Below are 16,307 nucleotides of genomic sequence, written 5' to 3'. Positions count from 1 at the left end.
TTCGCTCGACTTGCATGTATTAGGCACGCCGCCAGCGTTCATCCTGAGCCAGGATCAAACTCTCCAATAAAGTTAGTTTGTCTAGCATCTAAAATAAAAATTGACGTTTCACGTTGTTTGTTTCGTTCAGTTTTCAAAGAACTACTTGGTCGCTCATTTGCGACTTCCTTATGTTAACATCTTCGTTTTTCGATGTCAACTAAGTTTTTCAATTTCTTTTTTGTCGTTTTCTGCGTTTCCGCATCAGCGACGGTTATTAATATATCATGGTGAAAAATGAAATGCAACACCTTTTATAAACTTTTTTTAAAACTGCCCACATTTCTTTTTTTATATCATATACTTAAACGAAATATCTCTTTCATGTATGAGCAATTCCTACATATATTTTATATAAAGTTACTCTATCAAAAGACGTTTCTTTCTATAATAAGCGTTTTATTCATATAGCATATCATACAAGGAGGAATATATATGGACTATACCGATTTATTAATCAAACTAGGTCTCTCGGCTATTTTAGGATTTGCCATTGGTTTAGAACGCGAATTAAAACGGAAACCACTTGGTTTAAAAACGTGTTTAGTTATTTCTATTATTAGTTGCCTCCTAACGATTGTTTCTATTAAAGCAGCTTATAACTTACCACATACCGATCATATGAATATGGATCCACTTCGACTTGCCGCTCAAATTGTATCAGGAATTGGTTTTTTAGGTGCTGGCGTAATTTTAAGAAGAGGCAACGATAGCATTGCAGGGCTCACGACTGCCGCTATGATCTGGGGTGCTTCTGGTATTGGTATTGCTGTTGGGGCCGGATTCTATATTGAAGCGATATTCGGAATGTGTTTCCTTATGATTAGTGTCGAACTTATACCACTCGCAATGAAATATGTAGGCCCTAGATCATTTCGTCAACGTGATATCGCTGTGAAACTTGTTGTACGAAATATGGACAATATCCCAATCGTAATTGAAGAAATAAAAGAAATGGATATAAAAGTTAAGAATATGAAGCTTAAAACATTAGAAAACGGTTCTCACTATTTACATCTTAAACTGTCCATTGATCAAAAAAGACATACCGCTGATGTTTACTATGCTCTCCAGCATCTTGAAAGTGTCCAACAAACTGAAGTGGAAAGTATGTAACGTAAAACAAACTCTCTTTAATTAGAGAGTTTTTCTTTTTTCTATATTGGCAACAATGAATGTAGTCCTACAAAGTAAGGAGGAATAGGCAATTGAAATCCCGTCCGAATTTAGTAGATACATTTCGTGATTCCATTATTTTTCGTTTAATTTGTTTTATTATTGTACTGACTGCTTTTTCCGGTTTTCTTATACATAGATTAGAACCTTTTCATTTCACTACATGGTTTGACGGAATTTGGTGGTCAATCGTTACCATTTTTACAGTTGGATATGGCGACTTTGCTCCCCATACGACGATAGGAAAACTAATAGGTATAAGTATTATTTTATTAGGAACTGGCTTTTGTTCTTATTATATGGTGCTGTTTGCTACTGAAATGATTAATAAACAATATATGAAAATTAAAGGTGAAGAAGCCGCTACTTCTAACGGTCATATGATTATCGTTGGCTGGAATGAGCGCGCAAAACATGTTGTAAAGCAAATGCACGTATTACAACCAAACCTTGATATCGTTTTAATTGATGAAACACTTTCTTTACTCCCAAAACCATTTCATCATTTAGAATTTATAAAAGGTTGTCCGCATCACGATCAAACTTTATTAAAGGCTAATATTGCAACGGCACACACCATATTAATAACAGCTGATAAAGAAAAAAACGAAAGCTTAGCGGATACACAGTCCATTTTAAATATTTTAACTGCAAAAGGGCTCAACCCAAACATTCACTGCATCGCTGAACTTCTTACTTCTGAACAAATACAAAATGCAACGAGAGCTGGCGTGTCAGAAATTATAGAAGGAAATAAATTAACGAGCTATGTATTTACCGCTTCTCTTTTATTCCCTTCCATTTCAGGTGTACTATTTTCACTTTACGACGAAATCTCTGATAATAAATTACAACTGATGGAGCTTCCATCGTCCTGCACCGGACAAACTTTTGCCAATTGTAGCTATACTCTTTTAAAGCAAAACATTCTCTTACTAGGTATAAAGCGCGACGAACAATATATAATTAATCCAGTTCATTCCTTTGTTCTCATTGAAAGCGACATACTCATTGTTATTCACCATTAGTAAAATGACGCTCTAATTCTTGCATGAGCACTTTCCCAATATTGATATATTTTCTTTTCACATCTCCATCTGGATCTTTCGGCTCAGCAAATTGATCCATTCCACTTGTTCCAGCTGTTAAAGTATTCACATTATCATCTAGTTCGTCTTGATATACGTGCGAAAGAATATACGGCGTTCCAAGACGAACTATTACGCCTGGTACATCTAGTTCTCCATCAATGGCTGTAAATGGAACTCGTAAAAATTGATACCCATCTTCTTCATCGATTTTGTAATCGAAGCATCCTTTATCATAATCCCAATTACCACCAATGCTATATCCAAGTGGTTTCATAATCTCTTCTAACTTATATAACGCATATGTACGTCCTTCTAAATTTGATTGAATCGGAATCAAGCCCATCCCTCCTAGACTTTTCCTTTAGCATACCCACTTTAGTTTGAATATACTGATGGACTTTTCGATAAAATAATAAAAAGCGACCGGATTCCGGTCGCTTTTTATTATTTTAAACGCTCTTCTAATTCTGCTTTTAACTCTTCAAATCCTGGTTTACCAAGTAAAGCAAACATGTTTTTCTTATATGCTTCTACTCCAGGTTGGTCAAATGGATTCACGCCTAATAAGTAGCCGCTCATCGCACATGCTTTTTCAAAGAAGTATACAAGGTAACCGAATGTGTACTCATTTAATTCAGGAATATTGACGATTAAGTTTGGTACTCCCCCGTCGCTATGTGCAAGTAATGTACCTTCGTATGCTTTTGTGTTTACGAAGTCTACAGTTTCACCAGCAAGGTAGTTTAATCCGTCTAAATCGTTTTCTTCTGATTCGATTGTTAGTTCATGTGTAGATTTACCTACTTTAAGGACTGTTTCAAATAAGTCACGACGACCTTCTTGAACGTATTGACCTAATGAGTGTAAATCAGTTGAGAAGTTTGCTGAAGATGGGAAAATACCTTTTTGATCTTTTCCTTCACTTTCACCAAATAACTGTTTCCACCACTCAGCGAAGTATTGAAGTGCTGGTTCATAGTTAACAAGCATTTCAATTGTTTTTCCTTTATTGTATAAAGCGTTACGAACTACTGCATATTGGTAAGCTGGATTTTCTTCTAGTTCTGATGTTCCGAAGTCATCACGACCAGCAGCTGCACCTTTCATCATCTCTTCAATATTTAAGCCACTTACTGCGATTGGTAATAAACCAACTGGCGTTAATACAGAGAAACGACCTCCAACATCATCTGGAATAACAAATGTTTCGTAACCTTCGTTATCAGCTAATGTTTTTAATGCACCACGCGCTTTATCTGTAGTTGCATAAATACGTTTGCGAGCTTCTTCTTTTCCATACTTTTCTTCTAATAACTTACGGAAGATACGGAATGCTAGTGCTGGCTCTGTTGTTGTACCTGATTTGGAAATAACGTTAATAGAGAAGTCTTTACCTTCTAATACGTCCATTAAATCTTTCATGTAAGTGGAGCTAATGTTTTGTCCAACAAATAGCACTTGTGGAGTTTTACGTTGTTCTTTAGAAAGCGTGTTGTAGAAAGAATGGTTTAACATTTCGATTGCTGCACGTGCTCCTAAGTAAGAACCACCGATACCTACAACAAGTAAAATGTCAGAGTCATTTTTAATTTTTTCTGCGCATTTTTGAATGCGAGCAAATTCTTCTTTGTCATATTGAAGCGGAAGGTCTACCCACCCAAGGAAATCGTTCCCAGCTCCAGTTTTTTCGTGGATTGCGTGATGTGTTACTTTCACTGCATCACGTAAATAAGTGATTTCATGTTCACCGATGAAGGATAACGCTTTAGAATAGTCGAACGTTACATGTGTACTCATCTTTTTCCCTCCAATTATGGATATGTATTTCTGTATTCACTTTAGCGAAACTGAAGTTGTAAATCAAGCGATTCAAACATTGTAAACGTAACCAATATATATTTTTTAGAAAAAGTTCATTTTTTGCATAAAAATTCGCATTTTTCGGTATAGATGTATATACATCTTCTTTCAAACATTTTTTATGTATAAAAACAACATAACTACCCCATTCTATAAAAGAGTTAATTAACTCATCGCTTGCTCATGCTTCACAATTAAGGGGGGCTTTTTCATGAGTACTTTACAACGTATCGCATTAGTCTTTACTGTAATTGGCGCTGTGAACTGGGGACTAATCGGGTTTTTCCAGTTTGACTTAGTAGCAGCCATTTTCGGTGGACAAAATTCAGCTCTTGCACGTATTATTTACGGCATCGTTGGTATATCTGGGCTTATCAACCTTGGTTTACTGTTTAAACCATCTGAAAATCTTGGTACGCACCCAGAAACAAACGAAATTCGATAATCAGTATGTCCTTTCACCTCCGACATACGAATATGATTGCATGCAATCATATTTGCAAATATATATCATAAGATAAAGTAAAAGAGGAACGCTCATATGCGTTCCTCTTTTACTTTGTTAACTCGGACTCTTCAATCCATTCTGCCAACTTTTCTCGCAGCGTATTAAATCCGTTTTCAGATGGGTTCGGTATAAGAATCCTTCCTTGTTTTCTTTTCGCCGCTTTTAACGATAAACTCATTTTTCTGTGCTCTTCATCAATTGAAAGTACCTTTACTTCTACTGTATCGCCGACCTTTAAAAAGTCATGAATATCCTTTACATATCCATTTGTAATTTCAGATATATGCACAAGCCCTTGTGTTTCTGCATCTAACGCTACAAACGCACCGTAATCTTGAATTCCAGTCACTTTCCCTGTTACAACCACTCCTGTTGTATATTGTTCTGACATATGAAACACTCCCATACGTTTACCATTCTCTCTACAATTATAGAGAGCAAAGCAGATATATTTATTTTAAATATCCGATTGGTTAGTACGCATTCTAGATAACGTTATCTAGAATGCGTATACCTTATATTAGTAAATTATACCACTATGACAGAACTCATTCAAAATTCATGAAAAATTTCCCTTAAAGAAGTATAATTATCCAATATTGGGATAGACTACTAACACATGGCTTTCTAGTATTCCCCCCCTTTTATGGACAAAACGTATTACGTTTTGTCCTTTTTTTATTCTCTACAAACCGTTCCATTCTCTTCATTGCTTCCATAAGTTGTTCAAGCGATGTTGCATAAGAACAACGAATAAAACCTTCACCACTTTCGCCAAATACGCTACCAGGGACAACAGCCACTTTTTCTTCCAGCAATAACTGTTCTGCAAATTCCGCTGAAGATAATCCTGTTGAAGATATAGAAGGGAAAACATAAAATGCTCCGCCTGGCACATGACACGTTAAGCCCATTTCATTGAAAGATTTCGTCATGAAGTTACGACGCTTCTTATAACTATCTCTCATTCGAATCACTTCATCGTTCCCTGCGCGTAACGCCTCAAGTGCTGCAAACTGAGACATCGTCGGTGCACACATCATTGAATACTGATGGATTTTGAGCATTAATTCTGAAAATTGAACAGGAGCTGCAATCATACCGAGACGCCATCCTGTCATCGCAAACCCTTTTGAAAATCCCGAAATTAAAATCGTATGCTCACGCATATTTTTAATACTCGCGAAACTTGTATATACTTCGTCGTATACAAGCTCTGCATAAATTTCATCAGATAATACAATTAGATTGTACTTCTCAACAATCACTGCTATTTCTTCAAGCTCGGATTTATTTAGCATTGCACCTGTCGGGTTATTTGGTGAACAAAGCAAAATCGCCTTTGTTTTCGCTGTAATAGCTGCTTCAATTTGTTCTGGTAGTACTTTAAACTCATTTTCTAAAGTAGTCGCCACAGGAACTGGAACTCCTCCAGCTAATGTCACAAGTGGTGCATAAGAAACGAAGCTTGGTTCAATAATGAGCACTTCATCATCAGGATTTATAATGGCGCGCATCGCTACATCTAACGCCTGGCTCGCTCCAACTGTAACAATGATTTCATCACTTGGGTCATAAGATACTGCAAATTGTTTTTTTAGATACTTTGCTATTTCTTGACGGAGCTCCAATAATCCTGCATTTGCTGTATATGACGTATACCCTTGTTCCAAAGAACGAATACATGCTTGCCTTACATTCCAAGGGGTAACAAAATCTGGCTCTCCTACCCCGAGGGAAATAACACCTTTCATATTTGCTGCTAAATCAAAAAATTTTCGAATACCAGATGGTTTTAAAGATTCTGCTGATCTAGATAGTTCAAATTGCTTCATGGTGTCACCACAATTCGCTTATCATCATCGTCTTTTTCATAAATAACACCCTCATGTTTATACTTCTTCAAAATGAAATGAGTAGTTGTAGAAACGACAGATTCAATTGTTGCTAATTTCTCAGAAACAAACATCGCTACTTCCCCCATCGTTTTCCCTTCTAATGTAATAGAAAGATCATATGTCCCTGACATTAAATAAACGGATTTCACTTCTGAATAACGATAAATTTGCTCAGCAACCGCATCAAACCCAACGCCGTGCTTTGGCGTAACTTTCACATCGATCATTGCCGTTAAACCTGTATGTTCTTTCACTTTCGTCCAATCAATATGTGTTACATAATCCACAATAATCTGTTCATTTTCTAATCTCGCAACCATCTTCTTTACTTCTTCTACTTCTATATTTAACAGCTTCGCTAATGTATCTACAGATAATCGACTACTCTTTTCAAGACAAGCTAATAATTCTAATTCTTTTTCTGTCACCATATAAATCATCCTTCCTTTTCGTTTGTGTCTAAATTATACAAATACCCTTTCCAGTTTGAAAAGAAGATTTTTCTATTGAATTATGTCAAAATAAAGTGAAACTTTAATCATCGAAATGCTTCACCACGCTGATTATCAGCCCACACCAATCGGGCTTTTACGGACAGTTGCTCTCCCACCTAACCTCTTTGCTTGAGCTGCTTTTTGAGGTGGGAGACTTACTGTCCGTTAATGCGGGGTAAAGTGAAACTTTAATCAGCAGAAAAATACGTGATAAAGCGAAAGGGGATGGAACCGTGAAACCAAAAGTTTATATTGCTGAACCAGTTCCAACATTTGTAGAAAACTATTTATCAGAACACTGTGATTATGAAAAATGGGATCAAAATGAGAAAGTACCTCGTGATGTTCTATTAGAGAAAATACAAGATAAAGATGGGTTATTAAATTTCGGATCTGCTATTAATGAAGAATTACTGACAGTAGCTCCTAACTTAAAAGTAGTGAGCAACATTTCTGTCGGTTACGATAATTTTGATTTACAAGCGATGAAAAACCGAAATGTTATCGGAACGAATACACCCTACGTATTAGATGATACAGTAGCTGATCTCGTTTTCGCCCTTATGTTATCAGCTGGGCGCCGCGTTTGCGAACTCGATTCTTACGTGAAAAATGGTGAATGGAACGCTGAAATCGGAAAAGAACACTTCGGACTAGATGTACACCATAGCACAATTGGTATTATCGGTATGGGCCGAATTGGAGAAGCCGTTGCAAAACGAGCAAAATTCGGATTTGATATGAATGTTCTTTACTATAACCGCCGTCGTAAAGAAGAAGCTGAACAAAAATTCGATGCTACATATTGTGATTTACAGATGCTACTGAAGCAGTCTGACTTTATTGTTCTTCTTACTCCATTAACAGATGAAACATATCACCTTATCGGAGAAAAGGAATTTTCATTAATGAAAGACACAGCAATCTTCATTAATGCTTCTCGCGGCAAAACAGTAGATGAAAAAGCGTTAATCCATGCTTTAACAGAAAAGAAAATCTTTGCAGCAGGTATCGATACATTTACACAAGAGCCGATTCAAAAAGATAATCCACTCTTATCATTACAAAATGTTGTGACTTTACCACATATCGGATCTGCAACATTAAAAACTCGTCAGCAAATGGCCATGACCGCCGCTGAAAATTTAGTTGCAGGGTTACAAGGAAAAACACCGCCTAATATTGTTCGCGGGTAATGCTGAATAAACGAAAGGCAAGATGACATCGTCATCTTGCCTTTTTTTGTTAACATATTTTCTTCTTCCTTGGAGATGATATGAACAAAAATCAATGGAGTGACAAAAAATGAATCATAAATATACTTGTCCTTATTTCACTTTTTCCACTCGCGGCACTACTGTTCATTACGAATTGTATGAACATGATAATAAAACAGAACGTCCTACTTTCATACTCGTTCACGGCTTTTTATCTTCCTCATTCAGTTACCGCCGTCTCATTCCTTTACTATCGAAGGAAGGAACAGTCATTGCTCTTGATTTACCACCGTTCGGAAAAAGTGATAAGTCTCATCTGTTTAAGTATTCTTATCACAATTTAGCAACGATTATTATTGATTTAATTGAACATTTATCTCTCTCAAACATTGTATTAGTTGGGCATTCTATGGGTGGGCAAATTTCTCTCTATGTAAACCGTATACGTCCTGAACTCATTTCAAAGACGATTTTACTATGTAGCTCGAGCTATTTAGCTCGCGCAACCTTACCTTTACTATACTCTTCTTATTTACCGTTCTTTCATTTATACGTAAAGAACTGGATTATAAGGCGCGGCATTGTTCATAACTTAATGAATGTCGTTCATGATCACTCATTAATTGACGATGAAATGAAAAAAGGTTACTCCGCTCCTTTTTATGACGACCGTATATTTCCCGCTTTAACTCGCATGATACGAGACCGTGAAGGTGACTTATCTTCAACTGAATTACAAAAAATCGAAACACCTATCCTACTCATTTGGGGTGAAAAAGACCGCGTCGTCCCTGTACATGTAGGTCATCGTCTACACAAAGATTTACCGAATTCAAAATTTATTTCTTACGAAAATACAGGACATTTACTACCTGAAGAAAAGCCTGAACATGTTTATGAAGAAATTATCGCTTTTTCCGCGCAATAAAATGAAACTCTAATCAGCCTCCACCTAACTTCTTTGCTTCCACTAAATTTTGAGGTGAAGGTCTTACTACCCAGCAAATAGCGGGATAATATAAAAAAGGCTGTCGGAAATCCGGACAGCCTATAATGAACAGCTTCCGCCTTCTTTTATTACAAGTAATTCCACAGCTAATTTCTCACATTTTTCAAGCGCAGGTACTTCCTCAAAAGACATAAAGTATATATGTTGAATCTTCTTTGCGATATATTTTGGATCGTCAAACACACTTATGACGCTCACAACATCGCTCGCTTCTGTTTCATAAAACTCCGGTCCCATTTGAAACGGATCCCAATTCTTCACAACCTCTATCATCTTTTCATATGTACCCATTCGCTTCCCGCCTTTTCACTTTTTAATACTTTTCTTTATCCTATCACATCAGCTATTCTATAAGAAGAGAGAGAACTTTCATAACTTATTGGTTTTACAGAAGAAGGGAGCAAACTTATGCAACTATTTCATAAAGCAATCAATCGACGTGGAACGCATAGTATAAAATGGGATACATATAAAAACGAAGAACTTATCCATGCTTGGATTGCTGATATGGATTTTGAAGTACCAAAACCAATTCAAACTGCCTTAAAACAACGAATCGAACATCCGATTTTTGGCTATACACTTCCTCCCGAAAATATTGGAGATATTATTTGTAACTGGACAAAACAACAATACAACTGGGATATTCAAAAAGAATGGATTGTCTTTAGCGCCGGAATCGTTCCAGCTCTTAGTACGAGCATACAGGCTTTCACCAAAGAAAACGAATCTGTTCTCGTACAACCACCTATTTATCCTCCATTTTTCGAAATGGTCACAACAAACAACAGGCAGTTATGCGTGAGTCCATTACAGAAACAAAATGATACATATGTGATAGACTTCAAGCATTTAGAAAAGCAGTTTCAGCAAGGCATCAAACTCATGCTTCTTTGTAGCCCTCATAACCCAATCGGACGCGTTTGGACGAAAAAGGAACTTGTGCAGCTCGGATCGTTATGTACTAAATATGACGTAATCGTTGTGGCGGATGAAATTCATTCCGATATCATTTATGCAGACCATACACATACACCGTTCGCTTCTTTATCTGAAGAATTAGCAGCTCGCACGATTACTTGTATGGCTCCAAGTAAAACATTTAATATCGCTGGATTACAAGCGTCGATCATTATCATTCCAAACGAAAAACTCCGTCACGCCTTTACTGCTATCCAGTATAGACAGGGCTTCCACGGGTTAAATATCTTCGCTTATACAGCGATGCAAAGTGCCTATACAGAATGTAATGATTGGCTAAACGAAATTCGATTATATATAGAAGATAATGCTCAATTTGCTTATGAATATATTAAAACTCACATACCTGCTCTTTCCGTAACGAAGCCAGAAGGTAGCTTTTTATTATGGATTGATTGTTCTCGTCTAAAGCTTTCTCAAAACGAGCGTACCGCACTACTTGAGGAAAAAGGAAAAATCATCGTTGAACCTGGTGAGAAATACGGGTTAGGTGGCGAAGAACATATTCGAATTAACATCGGCTGTCCACGATCTGTTTTAGAAGAAATTTTAAACAGACTGCATCATACGTTTTCATAATAAGAAAGGAGTCTGCCCCTAATCATTCTTGGGGCAGACTCCTTTGTCATATTTTGTCGGTAAGTCGATATATTTCAATAATCGCTGATATATTTCAAGTTACGGTCTATATATTCCAATAATCGCCGATATAATTTGAGTTACAGTCGATATATTCCAATAATCGCTGATATACTTTCAATTACATTTCACAAAGAAAGCTACCATTCACGGTAGCTTTTACTTTTTCTTCATATCCGATGCTTTTTTTACAATTACGCCACAAGCAATTCGATCCCCTGATTTACCTGTCGGTTGTGTCATACCATCATCAGGGTTTTCTGTAATAATAATAGACGCTCCATCTTTTCTATGAATCGTCGTTTTTCCTTCTTCGAGCGTTATATGCGGCGCATCGATTTCTGCTTTAATTTTCCCAGAACCGTCTGCAATTACGTTCGGTAAATCACCGTTTTCTGCACCCTTCGGATTGAGCAGTCCATGCTTTTTATTATCAGGGTTAAAATGATTCCCAGATGATTCAAAACGCGGTGCTTTACACTCACCAATTTCGTGCACATGTATGGCGTGCGGGCCTGGCGTGAAACCTTCCCCTTTAATCTTAATTTTCACTCCGCTTGTTTGCTGAGTTACTTTCGCAGTCCCCACTTCATCACCTGAAGCATTATGTAATTTCACGTCAATTTCTTTCGGCTTTCCTTGGTCACAACCTGCCATCAGAAATAGTAAACAACAACTGAAAAAAAGCCGTTTTTTCATTTTATTCCCTCCAAAATATATTCTGCCCTTAGATTGTCCGAGCATAGAGGGAAACATACAAAAATGAGTTACTGTTTCTTTTCAGCTAACAGCTTTTCTTCAACTTTCTGTAATCGCTCTGCTTCTCGTTTTGATACACGAATGAACATACGCCACGTAGCAATCGCACCGATGATAAATAGAACACAAACAATCCCCGGAATAATATATTCTGTTTTATCTTCCGGAAAATATAAAGGCATCATACGGAACACTCCTTATTATAGGATTCGAAAAACATCAGAATTTTCTGTTATATCACTTTAAATTATAGTTGAACCGGTCCATATTCTCAAGGGTCGTTCCGAAAGCGAATGATTTCTTTGACTCCTTCCCTCACTTTCCTTACTATAAACTTGAGGTGAAAAATATGAGAGAAACATTTGAAATTGGCGAAATCGTTACTGGTATTTATAAAACAGGAAAATACATTGGCGAGGTTACAAATAGCCGTCCTGGCAGTTACGTCGTAAAAGTATTAGCTGTTTTAAAACATCCGGTGCAAGGTGACTTACATAACGTAAAACAAGCTGACGTACCATTTTTCCACGAAAGACGTGCTTTAGCTTTTCGTGAGCAAACGAACATTCCAGAACAAATGGTGAAGAAATATGAAGGAGAAATTCCGGATTATACAGATTCACTAAAATTAGCATTAGAAACTCAAATGAATTCATTTTCTGAAGATGATTCACCTTTTGCAGAGCGTAGTCTAGAAACATTAGAACAGTTAAAGAAAGACTACAAACTCTAAAAAACAAAACGACCAAATTACATAATGTGCAATTTGGTCGTTACTGTGTGCTCACTTTCTTTAACACTTTTGAAAAATCAACAAGTTCTCCTAATGTTGGAGGTGCTGGTTTTACTAAATACTCTTTATCTTTTTCTACTAGTTTAAAAATGTTGTACGTCGTCATTGCATCATCAAGCGCACAATGATGCTTCCCTGTCCCTACTTTTCCATACGCCTCAATTGCTTTCCATAATCCTGTTTGATTTCTTTCTCCAAAAAACTTCTTATACTCAAGCGATAAATCACGACACTGTCCGAAGAATGGAAAAGCTATCCCTGCCATTTCACAATTATGCTTCAGCACTTTCATATCCATATTTCCCCACGTTACAATTGTCGGTTTACATTTCGTTTCGTATTCTGAAAGCTTCTTAACGAGTTCAGGAAATGAAATCCCTTTATCCACGACTTCTTGTTTTATTCCTAAAAACTTCTTACATCGATCCGTTAAAGAGGGAAATGTTTTCGGCCTAACATGTGATGAATACGTATCTTCTACCTTACAGCCAGCAACTGAAACGAGTCCTACCTCAATAATCTCTGGAAAAAATCCTTTCGGTTTCTTTCTATGCTGGGGCATCGTAAACTCAAAGTCTAAAAATAAAAATCGTTGTTCATCCATACGATCCCTTCCTTATCATTTTTGTCATTCCTTTCTATTTGACACTCCTACACGAACAAGCTCGAATGCTAATTCCATTTTAAATATTCAGATTGGATGTATCTTATATATATGTCAAATGCCCACAAATATTTTAAAAAATAAGAAAAAATGACCTATGCAGAAAATATGACAAAATCTCTCCTTTCATTTACATCCGCCATTTTCCTACTTTATAATGACGTTATGTGTGTTTCTTCTAGAGCATTTTTGACACACTAAGAACAAGTGAATGAAAGGAGATGAGATTTTTGCACGAAACAACGCAAGAACTCGCTAACTGGCAGTATTATTTTGCTATCGCAGTCTTTTTAATTACATATGCCATTATTATTTCTGAAAAAATTAATCGCGCTGTCATCGCACTTCTTGGTGCAGCACTCATGGTAATTGTGGGGGTCGTCGATTTACATAACGCCTTTACGAAACATATTGAATGGGGAACGATTACGCTACTCATCGGTATGATGATTTTGGTGAACATTACGAGTAAATCAGGTGTCTTCCAATACGTTGCCATTAAAGCAGCAAAAGGGGCACAAGGAAATCCAATTAAAATTTTAATTTCACTTTCCTTACTTACCGCGCTTGGCTCCGCATTTTTAGATAACGTTACAACTGTACTTCTTGTTGTTCCAGTTACTTTATCTATTACGCGCATACTGCAAGTAAATCCTGTTCCTTATTTACTTTCTGAAATTATTTTTTCAAACATTGGAGGAACAGCAACATTAATTGGTGATCCACCTAACATTATGATTGGTTCTGCAAATAAGCATTTAGACTTCAATGCTTTCCTATTGAATCTAGCACCTATTGTAATTATTATTATTGCAGTTACAGCGATAATACTTTACTTCATGTATCGCAAACAATTAATTGCCGATCCTGTACAAGTTAAAAAATTAATGAGCTTAGATGAAAAACAATACATTAAAGACCCAGTATTAATGAAAAAATCTTTAACGGTACTTGGACTTACGATTGTAGGTTTCATGACTCATTCTATTTTCCATATCGATGCCGCTATTATCGCCTTAACTGGTGCTACTGTACTTATGTTAATTGGTGTGAAAGAGCATGAAATTGAAGAAGTATTTGCAAGCGTAGAGTGGGTAACAATCTTCTTCTTCGCAGGGTTATTCGTACTTGTTGGAGGACTTATCGATATCGGTCTTATCAAAATGTTAGCTCAAAAAGTAATTGGTATAACTGGCGGAGATATTTCTTACGCATCCATCCTTATTTTATGGGTATCTGGTATCGCCTCTGCAACAATTGATAACATCCCATTCGTCGCAACAATGATTCCACTTATTAACGATATGGCAGTTGGGCTAGGCTTATCACCATCTGACGCACAAATCGATGTATTATGGTGGGCATTAGCACTAGGTGCTTGTCTGGGCGGAAACGGAACATTAATCGGAGCTTCTGCTAACGTAATCGTTGCAGGTATCGCGAGCCGCGAAGGACATAAATTTAGTTACATGGACTTCCTAAAAGTCGGTTTCCCAATTATGATCGTTTCATTAATCATTTCTCACATTTATATTTATTTACGCTACCTTATGTAGTAGAAAAAGCGCTCTGATAATCAGGGCGCTTTTTTACTTATAGCTACTTATCAACAAAAATGAAAAATCTACTCTTTATATCTCACCGGTTCATTTCGAATAATAAATAAGTGAATCGGTAAGAACACCGAAAATGTGATTACATGAATAATCGTAAATAATATAGAGTTCGTTCCGTATCTGTCTAAAATAGCGTAGATAAGATAAATGGACAATACAATCGATACAGCTGTTGCTAGTAAACTTATAATTGGTACGAAATTAAAAATGAAACATGCAACATATATGCCGAATACTTTCCACCCTGCTTCTTCTTTCAAAAAATCTGGTAATTTATCTTTCGCTAAGTCCCCCCACGTCTTACTATTCAAAAACGGAATAAACGCAAGCACCCCGTCCGTTGCACCATCATTTTTCGCCATCGAATAAAGTGCAAAAGCCGTTAACAAATATGAAATAATTGCCCAAATCAATATAACAAGAATAAACGCAAAACTAAGAGCAAAGAAACCTGCTAGTACGCCTTGATCCTCCATCTTATCCTCTCCTCTCTACTTTCAACATATTTCATTACATTGCAAGTTATGTTTTAAAATTTATCCAAACTCTTTGTATAATAAGAGAAGAAAGAGAATAAGAGAGGAGAAACACGTATGCATCCATTTGTAAAAGCATTACAAGAGCATTTTACAGCTCATCAAAATCTTGAAAAAGCAGAACCCATGGCTCGTTATATGAAAAATCACTTCCCATTTCTAGGTATTCAAACACCGGAAAGACGCCAATTATTAAAAGACATCATTCAAATACATACTCTCCCAGATAAAAGAGACTTCCAAATTATCGTACGTGAACTTTGGGACTTACCAGAACGTGAATTCCAAGCGGCTGCACTTGATATTATGCAAAAATATAAAAAGCATATAAACGAAACACATATCCCCTTCTTAGAAGAATTGATTGTAACAAAATCTTGGTGGGACACTGTCGATAGCATCGTACCTACATTTTTAGGTAATATCTTTTTACAACATCCAGAATTGATTTCTGCCTATATCCCAAAATGGATTGCATCAGATAACATTTGGTTACAACGTGCCACTATTTTATTCCAACTCAAATATAAACAAAAGATGGATGAAGAACTTCTTTTCTGGATTATTGGACAACTACATTCTTCAAAAGAATTTTTCATTCAAAAAGCAATTGGCTGGGTCCTTCGTGAATATGCAAAAACAAATCAGGATGTAGTTTGGGAATACGTGCAAAACAATGAGCTCGCTCCATTAAGTAAGCGTGAAGCAATTAAGCATATTAAGCAAAATTACGGAATAAATAATGAAAAAATAGGCGAGACTCTATCATAGATAGACGCGTTCCTCTATTGAGATTTAAAAAAGAACGTGTTAGAATATGTTCATTATTATTAATATAAGTAGCGATGACGGACTTATAAGTACTTGCATAAAAAGCGATTCAGGGATAGTGAAAGCCTGAAGACGCAAGGAAACGGCAGTCTCGAGCAATACATGATAAAGTGGATGCACCTTTTGTGTATCAACTAGGGTGGAACCGCGGGCAAACGCTCGTCCCTAGGCAAATAAGCCTTGGGATGAGCGTTTT

19 protein-coding genes and 1 rRNA gene are annotated in these 16,307 nt (G+C 36.6%); 9 read left to right on the top strand and 11 right to left on the bottom strand.

Translation table 11 applies throughout. From position 1 onward, the window contains the following. Positions 1-70 (bottom strand): 16S ribosomal RNA (locus D1166_RS10340); the annotation flags it as partial. Between the two features lie 404 nt (positions 71-474). On the opposite strand from D1166_RS10340, the gene D1166_RS10335 reads away from it, so the two are divergent. Next, entirely contained in the window at positions 475-1,155 is a 681-nt protein-coding gene (locus D1166_RS10335; protein ID WP_000386676.1) for an MgtC/SapB family protein, read from the top strand. 92 nt (positions 1,156-1,247) lie between these two features. Continuing rightward, entirely contained in the window at positions 1,248-2,243 is a 996-nt protein-coding gene (locus tag D1166_RS10330) for a potassium channel family protein (RefSeq protein ID WP_097856213.1), read from the top strand. Here D1166_RS10330 and D1166_RS10325 read toward each other — a convergent pair. Together D1166_RS10325 and D1166_RS10320 are read right to left on the bottom strand one after the other, a co-directional pair. Then, the gene (locus D1166_RS10325) at positions 2,230-2,643 is read right to left on the bottom strand and encodes a YugN-like family protein (RefSeq protein ID WP_000612334.1); all 414 of its coding nucleotides are present in this window, start codon (positions 2,641-2,643) and stop codon (positions 2,230-2,232) included. The genes D1166_RS10330 and D1166_RS10325 overlap by 14 nt on opposite strands. Before the next feature lie 107 nt (positions 2,644-2,750). Beyond that, a complete protein-coding gene (locus D1166_RS10320; protein ID WP_000103658.1) occupies positions 2,751-4,103 on the bottom strand; it encodes a glucose-6-phosphate isomerase in 1,353 nt (450 codons plus the stop codon). Positions 4,104-4,377: 274 nt separating this feature from the next. Here D1166_RS10320 and D1166_RS10310 point away from each other — a divergent pair, with 274 nt between their 5' ends. Next, entirely contained in the window at positions 4,378-4,611 is a 234-nt protein-coding gene (locus tag D1166_RS10310; protein ID WP_000105788.1) for a DUF378 domain-containing protein, read from the top strand. A 109-nt stretch (positions 4,612-4,720) separates the two neighbouring features. Here D1166_RS10310 and yugI read toward each other — a convergent pair whose 3' ends face one another. The 3 genes from yugI to D1166_RS10295 all read right to left on the bottom strand — a co-directional run bounded on the left by yugI (position 4,721) and on the right by D1166_RS10295 (position 7,003). Further along, entirely contained in the window at positions 4,721-5,065 is a 345-nt protein-coding gene (gene yugI / locus D1166_RS10305) for a S1 domain-containing post-transcriptional regulator GSP13 (RefSeq protein WP_000003764.1), read from the bottom strand. A gap of 253 nt (positions 5,066-5,318) precedes the next feature. Continuing rightward, entirely contained in the window at positions 5,319-6,509 is a 1,191-nt protein-coding gene (locus D1166_RS10300) for an aminotransferase (protein ID WP_048568252.1), read from the bottom strand. Beyond that, positions 6,506-7,003, bottom strand: a complete 498-nt coding sequence (locus D1166_RS10295; RefSeq protein ID WP_000255698.1) for an Lrp/AsnC family transcriptional regulator — start codon at positions 7,001-7,003, stop codon at positions 6,506-6,508. The genes D1166_RS10300 and D1166_RS10295 overlap by 4 nt, the downstream gene beginning before the upstream one ends. Positions 7,004-7,269: 266 nt before the next feature. Here D1166_RS10295 and D1166_RS10290 point away from each other — a divergent pair, with 266 nt between their 5' ends. Further along, positions 7,270-8,262 carry a 2-hydroxyacid dehydrogenase gene (locus D1166_RS10290; RefSeq protein WP_097797008.1) on the top strand — a complete coding sequence of 331 codons (993 nt, stop codon included), beginning with the start codon at positions 7,270-7,272 and terminating at the stop codon, positions 8,260-8,262. Positions 8,263-8,371: 109 nt separating this feature from the next. After that, positions 8,372-9,211 carry an alpha/beta fold hydrolase gene (locus tag D1166_RS10285; protein ID WP_001015858.1) on the top strand — a complete coding sequence of 280 codons (840 nt, stop codon included), beginning with the start codon at positions 8,372-8,374 and terminating at the stop codon, positions 9,209-9,211. Positions 9,212-9,331: 120 nt separating this feature from the next. Here the strand turns inward: D1166_RS10285 and D1166_RS10280 are convergent, their stop codons facing one another. After that, positions 9,332-9,583 carry a YugE family protein gene (locus D1166_RS10280; RefSeq protein ID WP_000537645.1) on the bottom strand — a complete coding sequence of 84 codons (252 nt, stop codon included), beginning with the start codon at positions 9,581-9,583 and terminating at the stop codon, positions 9,332-9,334. Positions 9,584-9,700: 117 nt separating this feature from the next. Between D1166_RS10280 and D1166_RS10275 the strand changes: the two genes are divergently transcribed. After that, positions 9,701-10,852 (top strand): MalY/PatB family protein, encoded by a 1,152-nt coding sequence (locus D1166_RS10275; RefSeq protein WP_001175819.1) that lies wholly within the window; start codon positions 9,701-9,703, stop codon positions 10,850-10,852. A gap of 219 nt (positions 10,853-11,071) precedes the next feature. Here the strand turns inward: D1166_RS10275 and sodC are convergent, their stop codons facing one another. Then, on the bottom strand, positions 11,072-11,611 hold the full coding sequence (sodC, locus tag D1166_RS10270; protein ID WP_097856212.1) for a superoxide dismutase [Cu-Zn]: 540 nt from the start codon (positions 11,609-11,611) through the stop codon (positions 11,072-11,074). Between the two features lie 68 nt (positions 11,612-11,679). Further along, a complete protein-coding gene (locus D1166_RS31225; protein ID WP_000982757.1) occupies positions 11,680-11,856 on the bottom strand; it encodes a hypothetical protein in 177 nt (58 codons plus the stop codon). 164 nt (positions 11,857-12,020) lie between these two features. Between D1166_RS31225 and kapB the strand changes: the two genes are divergently transcribed. Next, positions 12,021-12,404 (top strand): kinase-associated lipoprotein KapB, encoded by a 384-nt coding sequence (gene kapB / locus D1166_RS10265; RefSeq protein WP_001209340.1) that lies wholly within the window; start codon positions 12,021-12,023, stop codon positions 12,402-12,404. A 40-nt stretch (positions 12,405-12,444) separates the two neighbouring features. On the opposite strand, the gene kapD is transcribed toward kapB, so the two are convergent. After that, positions 12,445-13,068 (bottom strand): 3'-5' exonuclease KapD, encoded by a 624-nt coding sequence (gene kapD / locus D1166_RS10260; RefSeq protein WP_000344358.1) that lies wholly within the window; start codon positions 13,066-13,068, stop codon positions 12,445-12,447. Between the two features lie 290 nt (positions 13,069-13,358). On the opposite strand from kapD, the gene D1166_RS10255 reads away from it, so the two are divergent. Beyond that, positions 13,359-14,684 (top strand): ArsB/NhaD family transporter, encoded by a 1,326-nt coding sequence (locus D1166_RS10255; protein ID WP_000545231.1) that lies wholly within the window; start codon positions 13,359-13,361, stop codon positions 14,682-14,684. A 68-nt stretch (positions 14,685-14,752) separates the two neighbouring features. Here D1166_RS10255 and D1166_RS10250 read toward each other — a convergent pair whose 3' ends face one another. Next, a complete protein-coding gene (locus D1166_RS10250) occupies positions 14,753-15,220 on the bottom strand; it encodes a hypothetical protein (protein WP_000390061.1) in 468 nt (155 codons plus the stop codon). 117 nt (positions 15,221-15,337) lie between these two features. Here D1166_RS10250 and D1166_RS10245 point away from each other — a divergent pair, with 117 nt between their 5' ends. Continuing rightward, positions 15,338-16,051: a DNA alkylation repair protein gene (locus D1166_RS10245; protein ID WP_000553303.1), complete on the top strand. Its 714-nt coding sequence runs from the start codon at positions 15,338-15,340 to the stop codon at positions 16,049-16,051. Positions 16,052-16,307 lie beyond the last annotated feature (256 nt).

Source organism: Bacillus sp. ISO11, assembly GCF_003458115.1.
Lineage (GTDB): Bacteria > Bacillota > Bacilli > Bacillales > Bacillaceae_G > Bacillus_A > Bacillus_A cereus.
Note: the sequence above shows the minus strand (reverse complement) of the source record. Positions and strands in the feature narration are given on the sequence as shown.

Bases quoted from the DNA above. Each gene is read 5' to 3' on its own strand.
- D1166_RS10335 (WP_000386676.1), top strand. From the start codon at position 475: ATGGACTATACCGATTTATTAATCAAACTAGGTCTCTCGGCTATTTTA.
- D1166_RS10320 (WP_000103658.1), bottom strand. From the start codon at position 4,103: ATGAGTACACATGTAACGTTCGACTATTCTAAAGCGTTATCCTTCATC.
- D1166_RS10310 (WP_000105788.1), top strand. From the start codon at position 4,378: ATGAGTACTTTACAACGTATCGCATTAGTCTTTACTGTAATTGGCGCT.
- yugI (WP_000003764.1), bottom strand. From the start codon at position 5,065: ATGTCAGAACAATATACAACAGGAGTGGTTGTAACAGGGAAAGTGACT.
- D1166_RS10300 (WP_048568252.1), bottom strand. From the start codon at position 6,509: ATGAAGCAATTTGAACTATCTAGATCAGCAGAATCTTTAAAACCATCT.
- D1166_RS10295 (WP_000255698.1), bottom strand. From the start codon at position 7,003: ATGGTGACAGAAAAAGAATTAGAATTATTAGCTTGTCTTGAAAAGAGT.
- D1166_RS10285 (WP_001015858.1), top strand. From the start codon at position 8,372: ATGAATCATAAATATACTTGTCCTTATTTCACTTTTTCCACTCGCGGC.
- D1166_RS10280 (WP_000537645.1), bottom strand. From the start codon at position 9,583: ATGGGTACATATGAAAAGATGATAGAGGTTGTGAAGAATTGGGATCCG.
- D1166_RS10275 (WP_001175819.1), top strand. From the start codon at position 9,701: ATGCAACTATTTCATAAAGCAATCAATCGACGTGGAACGCATAGTATA.
- sodC (WP_097856212.1), bottom strand. From the start codon at position 11,611: ATGAAAAAACGGCTTTTTTTCAGTTGTTGTTTACTATTTCTGATGGCA.
- D1166_RS31225 (WP_000982757.1), bottom strand. From the start codon at position 11,856: ATGATGCCTTTATATTTTCCGGAAGATAAAACAGAATATATTATTCCG.
- kapB (WP_001209340.1), top strand. From the start codon at position 12,021: ATGAGAGAAACATTTGAAATTGGCGAAATCGTTACTGGTATTTATAAA.
- kapD (WP_000344358.1), bottom strand. From the start codon at position 13,068: ATGGATGAACAACGATTTTTATTTTTAGACTTTGAGTTTACGATGCCC.
- D1166_RS10250 (WP_000390061.1), bottom strand. From the start codon at position 15,220: ATGGAGGATCAAGGCGTACTAGCAGGTTTCTTTGCTCTTAGTTTTGCG.
- D1166_RS10245 (WP_000553303.1), top strand. From the start codon at position 15,338: ATGCATCCATTTGTAAAAGCATTACAAGAGCATTTTACAGCTCATCAA.